The organism is Paracraurococcus ruber (assembly GCF_004353985.1).
In the GTDB taxonomy this organism is placed as follows: domain Bacteria; phylum Pseudomonadota; class Alphaproteobacteria; order Acetobacterales; family Acetobacteraceae; genus Paracraurococcus; species Paracraurococcus ruber.
Genome location: NZ_SMOA01000009.1, coordinates 15,726 through 32,844 on the forward strand (window position 1 = coordinate 15,726; position 17,119 = coordinate 32,844).

The 17,119-nt window shown below is 71.6% G+C and carries 12 protein-coding genes; 8 read left to right on the plus strand and 4 right to left on the minus strand.

The annotated features are described in order from the left end of the window. Nucleotides 1-172: 172 nt before the first annotated feature. Nucleotides 173-1,612 (plus strand): MFS transporter, encoded by a 1,440-nt coding sequence (locus tag E2C05_RS03870; protein ID WP_158291930.1) that lies wholly within the window; start codon nucleotides 173-175, stop codon nucleotides 1,610-1,612. Here the strand turns inward: E2C05_RS03870 and E2C05_RS03875 are convergent. Then, the gene (locus tag E2C05_RS03875; RefSeq protein ID WP_133218290.1) at nucleotides 1,560-2,450 is read right to left on the minus strand and encodes an SMP-30/gluconolactonase/LRE family protein; all 891 of its coding nucleotides are present in this window, start codon (nucleotides 2,448-2,450) and stop codon (nucleotides 1,560-1,562) included. The two genes, E2C05_RS03870 and E2C05_RS03875, sit on opposite strands and share 53 nt — an antisense overlap. Before the next feature lie 162 nt (nucleotides 2,451-2,612). On the opposite strand from E2C05_RS03875, the gene E2C05_RS03880 reads away from it, so the two are divergent. From E2C05_RS03880 to E2C05_RS03890, 3 genes are all read left to right on the plus strand, one after another. Further along, a complete protein-coding gene (locus E2C05_RS03880) occupies nucleotides 2,613-3,830 on the plus strand; it encodes an efflux RND transporter periplasmic adaptor subunit (protein ID WP_133218291.1) in 1,218 nt (405 codons plus the stop codon). A gap of 6 nt (nucleotides 3,831-3,836) precedes the next feature. Further along, nucleotides 3,837-7,034 carry an efflux RND transporter permease subunit gene (locus E2C05_RS03885; protein WP_133218292.1) on the plus strand — a complete coding sequence of 1,066 codons (3,198 nt, stop codon included), beginning with the start codon at nucleotides 3,837-3,839 and terminating at the stop codon, nucleotides 7,032-7,034. Between the two features lie 154 nt (nucleotides 7,035-7,188). Further along, nucleotides 7,189-9,543 carry a xanthine dehydrogenase family protein molybdopterin-binding subunit gene (locus E2C05_RS03890; RefSeq protein ID WP_133218293.1) on the plus strand — a complete coding sequence of 785 codons (2,355 nt, stop codon included), beginning with the start codon at nucleotides 7,189-7,191 and terminating at the stop codon, nucleotides 9,541-9,543. A gap of 93 nt (nucleotides 9,544-9,636) precedes the next feature. On the opposite strand, the gene E2C05_RS03895 is transcribed toward E2C05_RS03890, so the two are convergent. Both E2C05_RS03895 and E2C05_RS03900 read right to left on the minus strand, forming a co-directional pair. Then, entirely contained in the window at nucleotides 9,637-10,269 is a 633-nt protein-coding gene (locus E2C05_RS03895) for a hypothetical protein (RefSeq protein WP_133218294.1), read from the minus strand. A gap of 92 nt (nucleotides 10,270-10,361) precedes the next feature. After that, nucleotides 10,362-10,853: a MarR family winged helix-turn-helix transcriptional regulator gene (locus tag E2C05_RS03900; protein WP_133218295.1), complete on the minus strand. Its 492-nt coding sequence runs from the start codon at nucleotides 10,851-10,853 to the stop codon at nucleotides 10,362-10,364. Nucleotides 10,854-10,975: 122 nt separating this feature from the next. Here E2C05_RS03900 and E2C05_RS03905 point away from each other — a divergent pair, with 122 nt between their 5' ends. Continuing rightward, nucleotides 10,976-12,598, plus strand: coding sequence for an FAD-dependent oxidoreductase (locus tag E2C05_RS03905; protein WP_133218296.1), 1,623 nt, complete (start codon nucleotides 10,976-10,978; stop codon nucleotides 12,596-12,598). After that, on the plus strand, nucleotides 12,595-12,837 hold the full coding sequence (locus E2C05_RS03910) for a DUF2783 domain-containing protein (protein ID WP_133218297.1): 243 nt from the start codon (nucleotides 12,595-12,597) through the stop codon (nucleotides 12,835-12,837). The genes E2C05_RS03905 and E2C05_RS03910 overlap by 4 nt, the downstream gene beginning before the upstream one ends. Nucleotides 12,838-13,142: 305 nt before the next feature. Here the strand turns inward: E2C05_RS03910 and E2C05_RS03915 are convergent, their stop codons facing one another. Next, on the minus strand, nucleotides 13,143-14,069 hold the full coding sequence (locus tag E2C05_RS03915) for a class I SAM-dependent methyltransferase (protein ID WP_158291931.1): 927 nt from the start codon (nucleotides 14,067-14,069) through the stop codon (nucleotides 13,143-13,145). Between the two features lie 257 nt (nucleotides 14,070-14,326). On the opposite strand from E2C05_RS03915, the gene E2C05_RS03920 reads away from it, so the two are divergent. Together E2C05_RS03920 and E2C05_RS03925 are read left to right on the plus strand one after the other, a co-directional pair. Next, entirely contained in the window at nucleotides 14,327-15,499 is a 1,173-nt protein-coding gene (locus E2C05_RS03920) for a M20 aminoacylase family protein (RefSeq protein WP_133218299.1), read from the plus strand. Nucleotides 15,500-15,618: 119 nt separating this feature from the next. Then, the gene (locus E2C05_RS03925; RefSeq protein WP_133218300.1) at nucleotides 15,619-16,977 is read left to right on the plus strand and encodes an ABC transporter substrate-binding protein; all 1,359 of its coding nucleotides are present in this window, start codon (nucleotides 15,619-15,621) and stop codon (nucleotides 16,975-16,977) included. Nucleotides 16,978-17,119 lie beyond the last annotated feature (142 nt).

Here is a 17,119-nt window from a genome sequence, read left to right on the forward strand (position 1 = left end):
CGGACCGCGTGGAAGCCCGACGCGCCGCAGCCCTCGCCGGGCAGACCCGGGGCCTGAACGCGCGGCCGCCGCCCGAGGCGGGCGATCCGCCATGCTGGATGCCCGCCCGCATCTTGCGTGACATTGCCGTGGCGCGATGGCGCCTCGTCCACCGGGCCCCACTTGCAGGCGGATGGACCTTCCTTTCCCGCCGGCCGCACGCGCCGAGGGCGACGCCAGCCCGTGGGTGCTGGCGGCCTGCATCCTCGGCACCAGCCTGGCCTTCATCGACGGCTCGGTAGTCAATGTCGCGCTCTCGGCGCTCGAGCAGGACCTCGGCGCCGGGCCGGGCGAGCTGTCCTGGGCGGTCAGTGCCTATCTCCTGCCGCTCGGCGCGCTGATCCTGCTGGGCGGGGCGGCGGGGGATCATTTCGGCCGGCGGCGGCTGTTCCTGGCGGGCATCGCGGTCTTTGCCCTGGCCTCGGCCGCCTGTGCCGCGGCGCCTTCCATGGGCTGGCTGCTGGCGGCGCGCGGGCTGCAGGGCATGGGCGCGGCGATGCTGATGCCGAACAGCCTCGGCATCCTCGGCGCCGGCTTCCGGGGGGAGGCGCGGGGCCGCGCCATCGGCACCTGGGCGGCGGCCGGGGCGCTGACGGGGGCGGTGGGCCCCGTGCTGGGCGGCTGGCTGGTGGAAACCCTGGGCTGGCGCAGCATCTTCTTGGTGAACCTGCCGATCGCCGCCACCGCCGCCGCGATCGCTTGGCGGCATGTGCCGGAAAGCCGGGCGGCAGGCGGCACCGCCCGGCTCGACTGGCTGGGCGGTGCGCTGGCGACGCTGGGGCTGGGCCTGATGACCTGGGCGCTGACCGCGGCGGCGGAGGGCATGGGGCTGGCCCCGGTGCTGTCGGCGGCGCTGGCCGGCGGGCTGCTGCTGGGGGGCTTCCTCCGCCGGCAGGCGCTGCTCGGGGCACGCGCCCTGATCCCGCTGGCCATGTTCGGCTCCGCCGCCTTCGTCGGGCTGACGCTGCTCACCTTCTTCCTCTATGGCGCGCTGGGCGGGCTGATCGTGCTGCTGCCGTACCTGCTGATCCGCATCGAAGCCTGGCCGGCGATGCAGGCCGGGGCGGCGCTGCTGCCGCTGCCGCTGCTGATCGGGCTGGGATCGCCGTTGATGGGGAAGGTCACGGCCCGGCATGGCGGGCGGCTGCCCCTGGCGATCGGCGCCGCCGTGGTGGCGCTGGGCTTCGCGCTGCTGGCGCGTGTCGGTCCGGGCGGGCTGGACTACCCGCGCATGCTGCTGCCGACGGTGCTGCTGGTCGGCCTCGGCATGGCGCTCTGCGCCGCGCCGCTGACCACGACCGTCATGGCCTCGGTCGATGCGGCGCATACCGGCACCGCGTCGGGCGTCAACAGCGCGGTTGCGCGCCTGGGCGGGCTGCTGGCGACGGCGCTGCTGGGCTTCGTCTTCGCGCTGGACGGGGCGGAGGCTTTCCTGGCCGGCCTGCGCGCCGCAGCCTGGACGGGCGCCGCCTGCGCGCTGGTCGCGGCGGTCTCGGCGCTGGTCCTCATCCCGCCCGGGATCAGGCCGGCGGAATCTCCGCCGCCAGCACCGCGCCCGATTGGCTTTCGGTGATCATCAGCGTCCTGCCATCCGGCGCGAAGCAGCAATTCGTCGGCGTGCGGCCGAATTCCGTGCAGTCCAGCCGGAACAGCGGCTGGCCATGCGCATCCACGCCCCAGACCTGGCCATGGCCGGGATTGGCGATGAAGAGCCGGTCCGCGGCATCCACCGCCATGCCGTCCGGCCCGCTGGTGCCGGCCGGGACGCGGAAGAAGCAATTCGCCTTGCCCACCTGCGCGTCGGCGCGCAGGGCAAAGCGCCAGACCTCGCAGCTGCGGGTCATCGCCACGTAGCAATGCGTGCCGGCGCGATTCAACGCGATGCCATTCGGGCTGGGGCCGTTGCCGATCAGCCGGTCCAGCCTGCCATCCGGCCATAGCCGGAAGACGCGGCCGGACGGATCCTGCAGGCCGGTCTGCCCCTGGTCGGTGAACAGCACGGCACCGGCGGCATCCAGCACCAGGTCGTTCAGCCCCTTGAAGCCTTCCGACAGCACGCTGGCCAGCACGGGCGTGACGGTGCCGGTCGCGGGGTCGAGCCGCAGCAGGCCGCGGCGATAGTCGGTGATCAGCAACCCGCCATCCCGCGCGACGGCCATGCCGTTCGGCCAGCCATCCCAGGCCGCGAGCACGTCCCAAGCGGCGGCGCCGACGCACAGCACGCGGCCATTCGGGATATCCGTGACGAGGAACTGTCCCGCCGCATCAAAGCAGGGGCCTTCCAGGAAGCTGTCGATCGGGGCGCCGCCGCGGTTGGCATCGGCCCATTCGGTGCGGCGCGGCTGACGCAGCGCAGGTGGCAAGGCGGCGAACAGGCGGACCGGAATCTCGCGCGGCGGGACGAACCACATGGGGCAAGCCTGCGCGCGGGAACCGTTGCCGGCAAGCCGGTGATGGAGGAATTGTCATCGGCTTGCTGCCGGCTGGCGGTAGCCCGCCATATGGCCAGATGCCAAACCCGATTTCGCGGGTGCAGTATGTCCTGCTACCCCCTTGTCTCGGACTCCCGCCGCATGCGCCGTCGCTCCGCCCCGCTGGCCTCCGCCCTGCTTCTTCTCCTGCTCGCGCAGGGGCCGGCGCTGGCCCAGTTCGGACCGCAGGGCCCGCCGGCGGTCGGGGTGGTGACGGCGGACCGCAAGCCGGTGACCGAGACTTCGGAATTCACCGGTCGGATCGAGGCGGTGAACCGCGTCGAGATCCGCGCCCGCGTCACCGGCTTCCTGCAGGAACGCGCCTTCACCGAGGGGCAGGAAGTGAAGGCGGGCGATGTGCTGTTCCGGCTGGAGAAGCCACCCTTCGAGGCGGCGCTGGAGCAGTCCCGGGCCAATGTCGCCTCCGCCCAGGCGACGCTCGAGAATGCCCGGGTGTCGCTGGCCCGCGCGCGGGAGTTGCGGCAGACCGGCGCCGGCACCCAGGTGGCGCTGGACAATGCCCAGGCGCAGGAGCGCACGGCGAATGCCCAGGTGCTGGCGGCCCAGGCGCAGGTCCGGGTGGCGGAAATCAACCTGGGCTACACCGACATCCTGTCCCCCATCGACGGCAAGATCGGCCGCGCCACCTACACGCCGGGCAACGTCGTCTCTCCCACCCTCGCCGATCCGCTGGCGATCATCGTCAGCCAGGACCCGATGCGCGTGGTCTTCACCGTCAGCGCCCGCGCCGGCGTCGAGCTGCGGAACCGCTACGAAGGCCGCGGCGGGGTGAATGCGGTGGTGATCCGCATCCGCACCACCGATGGCCGCGTCTACCCGCAGCGCGGAAGGATCGAATTCGTGGACACCCAGGTGGACCGGAACACGGACAGCCTGCTGATCCGCGCGCTGATGCCGAACCCGCGGCGCGACGGCGTGCGCGGCGTGGTCGGCGACCGGGAGCTGATCGACGGGCAGTTCGTGACCGTGTTCGTCGAGGGGGCGGAGCCGGTGCAGGCCATCGTCATCCCGCGCGCCGCGGTGCTGCAGGACCAGGGCGGCAACTACGTGCTGGTGGTGGATGGCGACAAGAAGGCGCAGCGCCGCCCCGTGACGCTGGGCCAGACCATCCGGGACGAGGTGGTGATCGAGCGCGGGCTGGAAGGCGGCGAGACGGTGATCGCCGAGGGCCTGCAACGGGTCCGCCCAGGGCAGGAGGTGAACGCGGCCCCGGCCGGTGGCCCGCCGCCCGGCGCCCGGCCCGGCGGTGCCCCGGGCGGGCCGCCCGGTGGGTCGGCCCCCGGCGGCCGGCAGGGCTGACGCGCCGTGATCTCCGGCGTCTTCGTCGACCGGCCGCGGCTGGCGATCGTCATCGCGATCGTCACCACGCTCGCCGGCGCCCTCGCCCTGCTGCGCATCCCGGTCGCGCAGTTCCCGGACATCGTCCCGCCGCAGGTCTCGGTGCAGGCGACCTATCCCGGTGCCTCCGCCGCGGTGGTGGAGGCGACGGTCGGCCAGATCATCGAATCCGCCGTCAACGGCGTCGAGAACATGATCTACATGCGCTCGAACAGCGCCAATGACGGCACCTATCAGCTATCGGTCAGCTTCTCGCTGGGGTCGAACCCCGACATCAACACGGTCAATGTCAACAACCGCATCCAGGCCAACCTGGCCCGCCTGCCGCAGGAGGTGCAGCGGGCCGGGCTGATCGTGCGCAAGCAGTCCTCTGCCGTGCTGCAGTTCGTCGCGCTGACCAGCACCAGCCCCGAGCACAACCCGCTGTTCCTGTCGAACTACGCGACGATCAACATGATCGACCGCATGGCGCGGGTGCCGGGCGTGGGCCAGGTGAACCTGTTCGGCGCGCAGAACTACTCCATGCGGGTGTGGTTCGAGATCGACCGCCTGACCAACCTGAACCTGACGCCGCAGGACCTGATCACGGCGATCCAGAGCCAGAACATCCAGGCCGCGGTCGGCCGGCTGGGCGCCCAGCCGATCCCGGACACCCAGCAATTCCAGATGAACATCCAGACGCTGGGTCGCCTGGTGACGCCGGAGCAGTTCGGCAACATCGTCATCCGCGCCAATTCCGACGGGTCCCTGCTGCGGATCCGCGACGTGGCGCGGGTGGAACTCGGCGCGCAGGCGCAGGACACCGTCTCCCGCCTCAACGGCCAGCCGGCCGTCACCATGGGCGTCTACCTGTCCCCCGGGGCGAACGCGGTCACGGTTGCCGGCGCCATGCGCCGGACGCTGGACGAGCTGGACGACCGCTTCCCCCAGGGGATGAAGGCGATGGTGCTGTACGACAGCACCACCTTCGTCGTGGACACGATCCAGGAGGTCATCAAGACGCTGCTCGAGGCCTTCGTCCTCGTCGTCATCGTCGTCTATCTGTTCCTGGGGTCGCTGCGGGCGACGCTGATCCCGACCATCGCGGTTCCGGTCAGCCTCATCGGGTCCTTCGCGATCCTGCTCGCCATCGGCTATTCCGCCAACACCATCTCCCTGCTCGGCATGGTTCTTGCCATCGGCATCGTCGTCGACGACGCCATCGTGGTGGTGGAGAACGTGGAACGGGTGATGGAGGAGCACCCGGACTGGACCCCGGCCGAGGCGGTGAAGCAGGCGATGCGGGAGATCACCGCGCCGATCATCGCCATCACCCTCGTGCTGCTCTCGGTCTTCGTGCCCATCGCCTTCATCCCGGGCCTGTCGGGCGTGCTGTTCCGGCAGTTCGCGGTGACCATCAGCGCCGCCATGGTCATCTCGGCCGTCAACGCGCTGACCCTCTCCCCCGCGCTCTGCGTGCTGTTCCTGCGGCATACCGGGCCGAAGCGCGGGCCGATCAAGTACGTGCTCCGCGGCATCGACAAGGTGCGGGACGGCTATGCCGCGGTGGTGCGGCGGCTGGTCCGCATCTCCGTCCTCTCGCTCGCCGTCACCGCCGGCCTTGCCTTCGCCATCTGGACCATCGGCGCCAAGACGCCGCAGGGCTTCCTGCCGCAGGAGGACCAGGGGACCTTCTTCGTCCAGGTCCAGCTGCCGCAGGCCGCCTCCCTCTCCCGCACCCGGGCGGCGGTGGAGCAGGTGGAGGGCATCCTGAAGGGCATCCCGGCGGTGGAGAACGTGCTCTCCATCGTCGGCTTCTCGCTGATCGACCAGGGCGCGCAGTCCAACTCCGCCTTCATGGTCGCCCGCCTCAAGCCCTTCGAGGACCGGACCAAGGCGGAGGATTCCGTCTTCAACTCGATCCGAAGGGTCTTCGGCGCCGGCGCCGCGGTGCGCACGGCCAATGTGGTGGCCTTCAACCTGCCGCCGATCATCGGCCTCGGCACCGGCGGCGGCTTCGAATACCAGCTGCAGGACCTGCAAGGGCGCGATCCCGCCGAACTGGGCAGCGCCATGCTCGGCCTGATCGTCGCCGCCAACCAGGATCCCCGGCTGCAGCAGGTCTTCTCGACCTTCTCGGCCTCCAACCCCTCGATCTATCTCGACGTGGACCGGGACAAGGCGCAGGCACTGGGCGTGCAGGTCAGCGCCATCTTCCAGGCGCTGCAGGCCTCGCTCGGCGGCTTCTACGTGAACGACCTGAACCTGTTCGGCCGCACCTGGCAGGTGAACATCCAGGCGGAGGCGCAGGACCGCGACGACATCAGCGACATCTGGCGCATCCGGGTCCGCAACAACCGCGGCGACATGGTGCCGCTGCGGGCGCTGGCCGATATCCGCATCGTCGTCGGGCCGCAGACCATCAGCCGCTACAACAATGTCCGCGCCGTCCTGGTCAACGGATCGCCGCGGCCCGGCGTCTCCTCCGGCGATGCGCTGGCGGCGATGGAGCAGCTCTCCGGCCGCGTGCTGCCGGCCGGCTACAGCTACGAATGGACCGGCACGGCATATCAGGAAAAGCTCGCGGCCGGGCAGACCGCCTATGTCGTGGCGCTGGCCGTGCTGTTCGCCTACCTGTTCCTGGTCGCGCTCTACGAAAGCTGGACCATTCCGATCCCGGTGCTGATGTCGGTCGTGGTGGGCGGCCTCGGCTCCTTCATTGCCGTGCTGGTGGCGGGGCTCAGCCTCGACGTCTATGCCCAGATCGGACTGGTGGTGCTGATCGCGCTGGCGGCGAAGAACGGCATCCTCATCATCGAATTCGCCAAGGAGGCGCGGGAGAGGGGCATGTCCATCCGCGACTCCGCGGTGGAAGGCTCCCGCCTCCGGTTCCGGGCCGTGATGATGACTTCGATCGCCTTCGTGCTCGGCCTAGTGCCGCTGGTGACGGCGGAAGGCGCGGCCATGCTGTCCCGCCGGGCGGTCGGCACGCCGGTCTTCGGCGGGATGCTGGCGGCCTCGCTCTTCGGCATCTTCATGATCCCGATGCTCTACGTCACCTTCCAGTGGACCCGGGAAAAGGTGAAGGGCTGGTTCGGCGTGCATCCGGTGGAACCGCCTTCGGCCGGCCCGGGCGAAGGGCCGACGCCGATCGCCGACAAGCGCGTCTCGGAACTGGCGAAATGACGCGCGCCGCGCGGCTGGGGTAGCGGGAACCGGCACCGGCCGGGCATCAGGGGGCGGCCTTCGGGCCGCCCTTTCGTTATTTCGGCCGCTTCCCCCTTCACGCGGCCCCCTTCCTCCGCAGATGATGGGGGAACACCAAACGCGGGAGGTCCCCATGGCCAAATTCGGGCTGAGCCAGCCGCTGCGCCGGATCGAGGATCCGCGCCTGCTCAAGGGCGGCGGCCGTTACACGGACGATATCGCAGTCAATACGGATGCTGCGCATGGCGTGGTGCTGCGCAGCCCGCATGCGGCGGCGAAGATCCTGTCCATCGACACGGCGGCGGCGCTGGCGGTGCCGGGCGTGCTGGCGGTGATCACCGCGAAGGAGTGGCAGGAGGAAGGGCTGGGGGAGATTCCCTGCGTCATTCCGCTGAAGAACGCCGATGGTTCCCCGCGTGCGGAGACGCCGCGCGGCGCCCTGGCGTCGGACCGCGTGCGGCATGTCGGCGACCCCGTCGCCTTCGTGGTGGCGGAAACGCCGCAGGCGGCCCGCGATGGCGCCGAAGCGGTGATGGTGGATTACGACATCCTGCCCTCCGCCACCGACCTCGCGACCGCGCATGAGCCGGGCGCGCCGTTGGTGTGGGACGGCATTGCCAGCAACGTCGCCTTCGACTGGGAGACCGGCGAGAAGGAGAAGGCGGAACAGCTCGTGAAGTCGGCCGCGCATGTGACGCGGCTGACGGTGGTGAACAACCGCGTCGTCGTCGCCTCCATGGAAGGCCGCGCCGCCATGGCCAGCTACGACAAGGCGGGGGAGAAGTTCACCCTCACCTGCGGCACCCAGGGCTCCTGGCTGGTGAAGAACCTGCTGGCCGGCAACGTCTTCAACCTGCCGCCCGAGAAGTTCCGCGTCATCACGCCCGATGTCGGCGGCGGCTTCGGCATGAAGCTGTATCTCTATGCCGAATACGCCCTGGTCTGCATGGCGGCCCGCCGGCTCGGCCGGCCGGTCAAGTGGGCGAGCGAGCGGACCGAGGCCTTTCTGTCGGACACCCATGGCCGCGACAACATCACCCTGGGTGAGCTGGCGCTGGACAAGGACGGGAAGTTCCTGGCGCTGCGCACCCGCAACTACGCCAATATGGGCGCCTACCTGAACACCTTCGCGCCGATGATCCCGACCATGGCGGGCACCAAGGTGCTGGCCAGCGTGTACAACTTCCAGGCGATCCATGCCCGCGTCATCGGCGTGCTGACCAACACCGTGCCGGTGGATGCCTATCGCGGTGCCGGCCGGCCCGAGAGCAACTACGTGGTGGAGCGGCTGATCGACGCCGCGGCGCGGGAGCTTGGCATCGACCGGGTCGAGATCCGCAAGCGCAACATGGTCGCGTCCAGCGCCATGCCCTACGTCTCCGCCATGGGCCAGCGCTACGACAGCGGGGAGTTCGGCACGGTGCTGGACGCCGCGCTGCAGAAGGCCGACTGGGCCGGCTTCGCCGCCCGCCGGTCGGCGTCGGAAGCCAAGGGGAAGAAGCGCGGCATCGGCCTCGCCTACTACCTGGAAGCCACCGGCGGCGGCCCGACGGAACGGGCCGAGGTGCGCTTCACCGCCGATGGCCATGCCGAGGTGCTGGTGGGCACCCAGTCCACCGGCCAGGGGCATGAGACGGCCTATGCCATGCTCACCTCGAACGAGCTCGGCATCCCGATGGACAAGATCCGGATCATCCAGGGTGATTCGGACGAGATCCCGACGGGCGGCGGCACCGGCGGCGCGCGCAGCCTCTACTCCGAAGGCCAGGCGATCCTGCTCACCACCGCGACGGTGATCGAGAAGGGCAAGCAGGCGGCCTCCGAGCATCTCGAGGCCGCGGTTGCCGATATCGAGTTCACCCCCGGCGGCTTCGGCTCCGGCGCCGGCGGCAAGTTCGCCGTCGTCGGCACCGACCGCGGCGTCGGCATCCTCGACCTCGCCCGCATCCAGAAGGAGCGGGCGGCGAAGGGCGAGCCGGCGACGCTGCTCGACGCCGCCGAGGTGGCGGAGATCAAGTCCCACACCTTCCCCAATGGCTGCCACGTGGCCGAGGTGGAGGTGGACCCCGATACCGGCCTGATCACCGTGCCGCGCTACATCGTGGTGGACGATGTGGGGCATGCGATCAACCCGCTGATCGTGCGCGGCCAGGTGCATGGCGGCGTGGCGCAGGGCATCGGCCAGGCGGTGCATGAGCGCACGGCCTACGACCCCGACAGCGGCCAGCTCCTCTCGGCGTCCTTCATGGACTACGCCCTGCCGCGGGCGGAGGACCTGCCGGACATCGAGGTGGATCTGATCGAGGTGCCCTGCGAGACCAACCCGCTGGGCGTGAAGGGCGCCGGCGAGGCGGGCGCCGTCGGCTCGCCACCCGCGCTGATGAATGCGCTGGTGGATGCGCTGTCCACCGTCGGCGTGCAGCACATCGACATGCCGGCGACGCCGGAAGCGGTGTGGAAGGCGATCAGCGGCGCGAAGGCGGCCTGACGGCGCGACGCGAGGGAGGCCCTGCCTCCCTCGCCGGCCGGCGACAGCGCCGCCGACCGGCCGGGGGCCGAAAGGCCCTCCGAACCCGGAAGTCTACCGCACCGTGTAGTCGCTGAGCGCGCAGGTGTTCACGTTGCGCTGCTCGCGGGACTGGCCGCCCTGCCAGACGATGCGCAGGTCGTAGCTGCATTCGCCCTGCGGCAGCCGCACCGCGAACCGGGCACCGGGCGCCACCGTGGCATCGCCCAGCCGGTCCGGGCCCCAGTTCTGCTGCGAGGAGGGGGAGGCGTAGAACTCCTCGATCACCCGCCCGCTCTGGTTGACCAGGTTGAAGGACGGGTTGCCCTGCTGGGCGTTGCGCGGCGCCGCGCCGCCGCCACCGAACACCACATCGGTCAGCGCGCAGGTGTTGACCCGCCTCCTCTCTTCCGCATTGCCGCCCTGATACACCACCCGGATGTCGTAGACGCAGTTGCCGTCCTGCGGCAGGCGGATGATGTGGCGGCCGCCGGGCGCCACCACCTCCGACCCCAGCCGGTCATGCCCCCAGGCATTCTCGTTGGAGGGCGACGCATAGACCTCGTTGATCACGTTCGGCGTGTTGTTGACCACACGGAAGGACGGGTCGGTTGCCTGGGCCGCGGCCGGGCCGGCCAGGGCCAGCAGGACAGCCAGGGGGGCGAGCAAGCTTGCGGCCAGGGTGACGGGCAGCGCGCGGCGCGGCATGGGGCATTCCTCCTTCGGCGCGGGTCGCGGCCAGCATAGCCGGCCGGGCGCGCAGCAGATGTTACGCATAGCACCGGGCGGCAATGGGGCGGTCAATCCGGGCCGCCGGCGGCCCCGGCGCCCATCTCCGCCAGGCGGGCGTCCAGCCGGTCGAGCAATGCGTGCAGGGTCGCCCGTTCCTGCGTCGACAGGGGTGCCAGCCACTCGGCTTCCAGCCCGCGGGCCTGCGGCACCACCCCGGCATGCACCCGCCGCCCGGCCGCCGTCATGCCCAGGCGCTGCACCCGCCGGTCCGCCGCATCCTCCTCCCGCGCCAGCAGGCCGCGATCGAGCAGGGCGCGGACGGCGCGGCTGACCTTCACCTTGTCCATGGCGGTGCGCTCCACCACCTCGGTCGCCGACAAGCCGCCGAAGCGCCCCACGACCGCCAGCACCCGCCATTCGGGAATGGTCAGGCCGAAGCGATCCGAATAGCGCCGGGCGAAAAGGCGGGATGCGCGGTTCGTCACCACCGACAGGCGATACGGCAGGAACTCCTCCAACGCGAAATCCGCCGCGCCGGCCTCGTTCGATTTTGGTTTCATACGAAACTTGCCCCGCAGCCTCCGGCAGCGGAGAATGCCGCGAAAGCGGCGGGGCGGGGTAGCCGCCTTGCCGCCCCGCGGCGGGCCGGGCCGGCCGCCATGCTCACTGGGGAGACGAAGCGGTGCCCGTCACCTACCAGAACCCGCGCTACGCCTATCGCCGGCCCGACGCCGTCGGCCGCGCCGGGCCGGAGGAGGCGCCGGTGGTCATCGCCGGCGGTGGCCTGGTCGGGCTGACCCTGGCGCTGGACCTGGCCCGGCGCGGGACCGCCAGCGTGCTGCTGGACGAGGACGACACCGTCTCCTTCGGGTCCCGCGCCATCTGCTGGGCCAAGCGCACGCTGGAGATCATGGGCCGCCTCGGCCTCGGGCAGCGCTTCCTGGATAAGGGCATCACCTGGAACCAGGGCCGCGTCTATGTGCAGGACCGGGAAGCCTATGCCTTCGACCTGCTGCCGGAGCAGGGCCATGAATTCCCCGCCTTCGTGAACCTGCAGCAATACTATGCCGAGGAGTGGCTGGTCGCGGCCTGCGAGGCAACGGGACTTGTCGACCTGCGCTGGAAGAACCGCGTCGCCTCCGTGGAACGCCGGCCCGACGGCGCGCTGCTGGGCATCGAGACGCCGGACGGTCCCTACCGCCTGCATGCGCAGTGGCTGCTGGCCTGCGACGGTGCCCGCAGCCTGGCGCGGGAACAGCTCGGGCTGGAATTCCTCGGCCAGGTCTTCCGCGACCGCTTCCTGATCGCCGACATCGTCATGCGCGCGCCCTTCCCGGCGGAACGGCGCTTCTGGTTCGACCCGCCCTTCCATCCCGGCCAGTCCGTGCTGCTGCACAAGCAGCCCGACGATGTCTGGCGCATCGATTTCCAGCTCGGCTGGGATGCGGATCCGGAGGAGGAGAAGCGGCCCGAGAAGGTGCGCGCCCGCGTCGCGCAGATGCTGGGCGAAGACATTCCCTTCGAACTGGAGTGGGTCAGCGTCTACACCTTCCGCTGCCGCCGGCTGGAGCGGTTCCGGCATGGCCGCATCCTGTTCGTGGGCGACAGCGCGCACCAGGTCAGCCCTTTCGGGGCGCGCGGCGGCAATGGCGGCGTGCAGGATGCCGACAACCTGGCCTGGAAGCTGGATGCGGTGCTGCGCGGCGCGGCGCCGGAGGCATTGCTGGACAGCTACGATGCGGAACGCATCCCGGCGGCCGAGGAGAACATCCTGAACTCCACCCGCAGCACCGATTTCATCACGCCGAAGAACGGCGCGGCGCGCGCCTACCGGGATGCCGTGCTGGCGCTGACCACGGCGACGCCGGCGGCACGGCCCTGGGTGAATTCCGGCCGCCTGTCGCGCCCCGCGGTGCTGCGCGGCAGCCCCCTCGGCACCCCGGGCGGGGAGGACGCGCCGCTGCCGCCCGGCGCGCCGGCGGTGGATGCGCCGGTGCTGAACCGCGGCCGGGCAGACTGGCTGCTGCGCCATCTCGGCGGCACCGGCTTCACCCTGCTGGCCCTGGCCGGGGAAGGCGCCCCGCCGCCGGAGGCCCCGCCGGGCATCGCCCGCCTGGTGGTGGGAGAGACGGAGACGACCGGCGGCCTCTTCGACCATGCCGGGCTGGTGGCCCGCCGCTGGGGCCTCGCGCCGGGGGAGGCCGTGCTGCTGCGGCCGGACCAGCATGTCGCGGCACGGTTCGCCGTCGCCGAGACCCACGCCATCGCCGCCGCCCATCGCCGTGCCATGGGGCATGCCGCATGACGCTGGCGACCACGCCGAACCTGGCCGATCCGGATGCCTTCTACGCCCTGCTCATGCAGGCGCATCGCGGCCTGGACGAGGATGCCTCCCGCCGGCTGGATGCCGCGCTGGTCCTGCTGCTGGCCAACCATGTCGGCGACATGGCAGTGCTGGCAGCAGCGGTGCAGCGGGCGCGGGAGGCGGTGGCGGCCATGCCGGCGGAACAGGGCTTGGCCGCGGAGGGACGGGGAGGGCCATGACCCACCCGAGCGGGTGACGGTTCCTCGCCCAGCCTTGCGGACGCTCCACCCAACACAAACCCTGCGCCACCCGGTCGGTCGTGTCCGGGCGACGGGCGCGATCGACGAAACCTCCGCCGTGGCCAGGATGATCGCTGGCCCCGGACCCTGGCCCAAGGGGCGACGAGGCACGATCCGGTCGGACCCTCCCCGCCCGGCAGTGTCGGCGTGCCGCGCCTGCGACCGCCATCGACGGAAGCGGCGGCCGGGGCCGAGCGGCAAGCCTCCCGCGCCGGCGCATCCCGGCGACGGTCGAGCGATGCCTCTCAGTCCGGCCGCACCTCGATCGCCGCCCGCGCCACTAGGTCATCGGCCGCCGGCCGCATCGCGTCCGGATGCGGGCGGGCCGGCCCGGCGGGGCGGCGGGGCCACATCACCGCCTCCGTCACCGTCACCCCGAAGCCGGCACGACGGAACCGCCCGACCATCGCCGACAGGCCGAGGCGGTTCACATACACCCCCGCCCGCCCGACCAGCGGGCTGGCCCAGAAGCTGTCGCTGAACCGCAGGTGCTGCAGGCCGCCGCCCAGATGGTCCTGGAAATCAATCGCGTGCAGCCCGATGCCGCCCGGCGCCGTGACCCGGCGAAGCTGCAGCAGCAGCGGCGCCAGGTCTTCCCGCCGGACATGCTCCAGCACCGCTTCGCTGACCACGAGGTCCACGCTGCCATCGGGAATGACCGCCAACGCCGCCGGCCCGCCGATCACCAGCGCCGCGCCGCAGCGGGCCAGCACCGCGCCGCGGTCGCGGCAATCCGCCAGGTCCGGCGGCGCCAAGCCGCGGGATCGCGCCAGGGCAGCGGCCGCCAAATAGGGTGCGGGGCTGACCGGGGCACTGTCCGTCGGGTCGGCGAACCAGATGCGCTGCGGGCCCAGCGCCGCCAGGATCGGCGCCCGAACCACCATGCCGCCGGGCCCGATCTCCAACATCGTGCGCGGGCGGCGGCCGGTCAGCGCCTCGGCATGCTCGAGCCAGGCGCGCGGCGCCTCCAGCAGCTTCGCCGGGTCGGCCGCAGCATAGGACGGCCGGGCGATGCCCAGGGACCGCGCCCGCTGCCCATGCACGCCGACCGCCGCGAGGCCGAGCTTCACCCCCAGCTTGACCCACCAGGGCACCGGCGCACCCCGGGACAGGCCCGGGGGGGCCTGCACCACGCGTTGCGGCTTGGCCGCTTCCTCCGTGCGCTGTTCCATGGCGAGGCGCCGTTCCGTCCTTTGCCCCAAGGGATAGAGCAGATCGCCGGGCGGGTGAAACCGCCCCCGCGCCGCCGGGCGATGGGCCCTTCCCGTCCCCCACCGCGAACGCCCTGGCTCGAAGCCGGTGCCGCGGCCCGGCGGGTTTGCCCGGCGCCGCGGCGCGCCGCTATTCTGGCCCCGGCCGATCCCGCCCGTGAAGCCTTGCCAGTCCATGAACCCGCGCCGCGGTCCCTGCCCGTGGCAGGAGACCGCCTTTGAACCCGATCGAGCATATCCGCGGCTTCCACGACCAGCTCACCTCCTGGCGCCGCGACTTCCACGCCCATCCCGAAACCGGCTTCGAGGAGCACCGCACCGCCGCCCTGGTGGCCGAACGGCTGGAGTCCTGGGGGATCGAGGTGCAGCGCGGCATCGGCCGCACCGGGCTGGTCGGCACGCTGCGCAGCGGCCGCGGCAACCGGGCCGTCGGCCTGCGGGCGGACATGGACGCGCTCGACATGCCGGAAGCGACCGGCCTGCCCTATGCCAGCACCGTGCCGGGCAAGATGCATGGCTGCGGCCATGACGGGCACACCACCATGCTGCTGGGCGCCGCCAAGTACCTGGCGGAGACGAAGAATTTCGACGGCACCGTCCACTTCATCTTCCAGCCCGCCGAGGAAGGCCAGGGCGGCGCCCGGGCGATGATCGAGGACGGGCTGTTCGAACGCTTCCCCTGCGATGCCGTCTATGGCCTGCACAACCGCCCGGGCCTGGCGGTCGGGCACTACGCCCTGCGCCCAGGGCCGATGATGGCCGGCTGCGGCTTTTTCGACCTCGTGATCCAGGGCCGCGGCGGCCATGGCGCGCGGCCCGAAAGCACGGTGGACCCGGTGGTCTGCGGCAGCCAGATCGTCGCCGCCTGGCAGAGCATCGTCGCCCGCAACGTCGCCGCCGCCGACACGGCGGTGGTCAGCGTCACGGGCTTCGCCGCCGGCACCGCCTACAACGTCATCCCGGACAGCGCGGCGCTGCGCGGCACCATCCGCGCCTTCCGGACGGCGACGATGCGCCTGCTGGAGGAGCGGATGCGCATCCTCGCCACCAGCATCGCCACCGGCTTCGGCGCCACCGCGGAACTCACCTTCCACGAGGTGGCGATCCCGACGGTCAATGCGCCCGAGCAGACCGCGCTGATCGCCGAGGCGGCGGCCGCGCTGGTGGGGGAGGGCCATGTCGATCGCGACCGCGTCGCCGCCATGGGATCGGAGGATTTCTCCTACATGCTGGCGGAGCGGCCGGGGGCCTATATCCTGGTCGGCAACGGCACCGGCGAAGGCAGCTGCGAGGTGCACAACCCCGGCTATGACTTCAACGACGCCGCCATCCCCTACGGCGCCGGCATCCTGGCCGCGGTGGTCGAGAAGGAACTGGCCAAGCCCGGCTGAGCGCCGGGCCGCATCCCGCCACCGTCCTTCCCCGGCGGGTTTCGCTACCGCCACGGTCCCGCGCCTGTCTAAGCTTCCCGGGCCGAGGGGCGGCAAGCCGCCGGCGGGAGGGAAACTGCATGACGCGATACGGGATGACGCGGCGCGCGGCGCTGCGGACGGGCGTGGCCGGCATGGCGGGCGCCGCGCTGCCGGTGGCCAATGTCTTCGGCCAGGGCTCCGCCGGCACGCTGCGCTGCGGCTTCTGGGACCACTGGGCCCCGGCCGGCAATGGCGCGCTCGCCGCGCTCTGCCGCGAATGGGGCGAGAAGAACCGGGTCGATGTGCAGGTCGACACGGTCAGCTCGGTCGGCAACCAGAACGTGATGACCATCGCGTCGCAGGCGCAGTCGCGCAGCGGCCACGACATCCTGGCCTTCCCGCCCTGGGAGCCGTCCTCCCACGCCCGGCTGCTGGAGCCGGTGGACGACGTCATGGCCCGGCTGCAGCAGAAACACGGCAAGGTGACGCCGGCCGCCGAATATCTCGGCAAGCGCGACGGCGCCTGGCGCGCGGTTCCCGCCGTGGCCGGCACGCAGACCAAGCCGCCCTGCATCCGCTTCGATTTGCTGGAACAGCATGCGGGCATCGACATCCGCGCCATGTGGCCGGCGAAGGCGGAACGCGGCCCGGGCGCCGACACCTGGAACTGGGACACCTTCCTCAAGGCGGCGGAGAAGTGCCACGCCGCCGGCGTGTCCTTCGGCCTGCCGATGGGGCAGTTCCCCGATGCGGTGGACTGGCTCGGCTCGCTCTACCGCAGCTTCGGCGCCAGCCTGATGGATGAGGAAGGGCGCGTCACCGTCCGCGGCAACGACAAGATCCGGCAGGCGATGGAGTATGCCGTGCGCCTGTCGCAGTTCCTGCCGCGCGATGTTTGGGCCTGGGACGATGCCTCCAACAACCGCGCGCTGATCGCCGGCAAGACGGCGCTGATCCTCAACCCGCCCTCCGCCTGGGTGGTCGCGAAGCGGGATGCGCCGCAGGTCGCCGAGAAATGCTGGTATGCGCCGATGCCGGCCGGGCCGGCCGGGCGGTTCACGCCCTACAACCCGGCCTTCTGGGGCATCTGGAGCTTCGGGCGGAACAAGTCGGCCGCCAAGGCGCTGCTCGAGCACATCTCGGACCGCGCCAGTGCCGAGCGCCAGGTGGCGGCGACCAGCGGCTTCGACCTGCCGCCCTTCCAGAGCATGACGGATTTCAGGACCTGGGAGACGGAAGGCCCGCCCGCCGGCTTCGCCTTCAACTACCCGGACAAGCCGCACCACCAGGCGCAGCTGCACGTCGCCTATGCCCCCGCGCCGGCCGAGATCGCGGTGCAGGCCTATGTCCAGGCGATCAATGCCAAGATGATCGCGCGCGTGGCGCAAGGCGGGCAGAGCATCGACCAGGCCATGGCCTGGGCCGAGGGCGAGCTGAAGAACTACGCCCGCGGCTGAGGGCGCCGGGCGGGGCGTTCACCCTGACGCGGCCTCGGCCCGGACGGCCGGGCCGAGGAAAGCGCCGGGCATCGGGGGGCCCGCCCCCCCGATGCGATCAGCGCCGGGCGCCGGCCACCTCCCTCCTGCCGGCCCGCACGCA

Bases quoted from the DNA above. Each gene is read 5' to 3' on its own strand.
- E2C05_RS03895 (WP_133218294.1), bottom strand. From the start codon at position 10,269: ATGCCGCGCCGCGCGCTGCCCGTCACCCTGGCCGCAAGCTTGCTCGCC.
- E2C05_RS03875 (WP_133218290.1), bottom strand. From the start codon at position 2,450: ATGTGGTTCGTCCCGCCGCGCGAGATTCCGGTCCGCCTGTTCGCCGCC.
- E2C05_RS03900 (WP_133218295.1), bottom strand. From the start codon at position 10,853: ATGAAACCAAAATCGAACGAGGCCGGCGCGGCGGATTTCGCGTTGGAG.
- E2C05_RS03890 (WP_133218293.1), top strand. From the start codon at position 7,189: ATGGCCAAATTCGGGCTGAGCCAGCCGCTGCGCCGGATCGAGGATCCG.
- E2C05_RS03910 (WP_133218297.1), top strand. From the start codon at position 12,595: ATGACGCTGGCGACCACGCCGAACCTGGCCGATCCGGATGCCTTCTAC.
- E2C05_RS03870 (WP_158291930.1), top strand. From the start codon at position 173: ATGGACCTTCCTTTCCCGCCGGCCGCACGCGCCGAGGGCGACGCCAGC.
- E2C05_RS03880 (WP_133218291.1), top strand. From the start codon at position 2,613: ATGCGCCGTCGCTCCGCCCCGCTGGCCTCCGCCCTGCTTCTTCTCCTG.
- E2C05_RS03925 (WP_133218300.1), top strand. From the start codon at position 15,619: ATGACGCGATACGGGATGACGCGGCGCGCGGCGCTGCGGACGGGCGTG.
- E2C05_RS03915 (WP_158291931.1), bottom strand. From the start codon at position 14,069: ATGGAACAGCGCACGGAGGAAGCGGCCAAGCCGCAACGCGTGGTGCAG.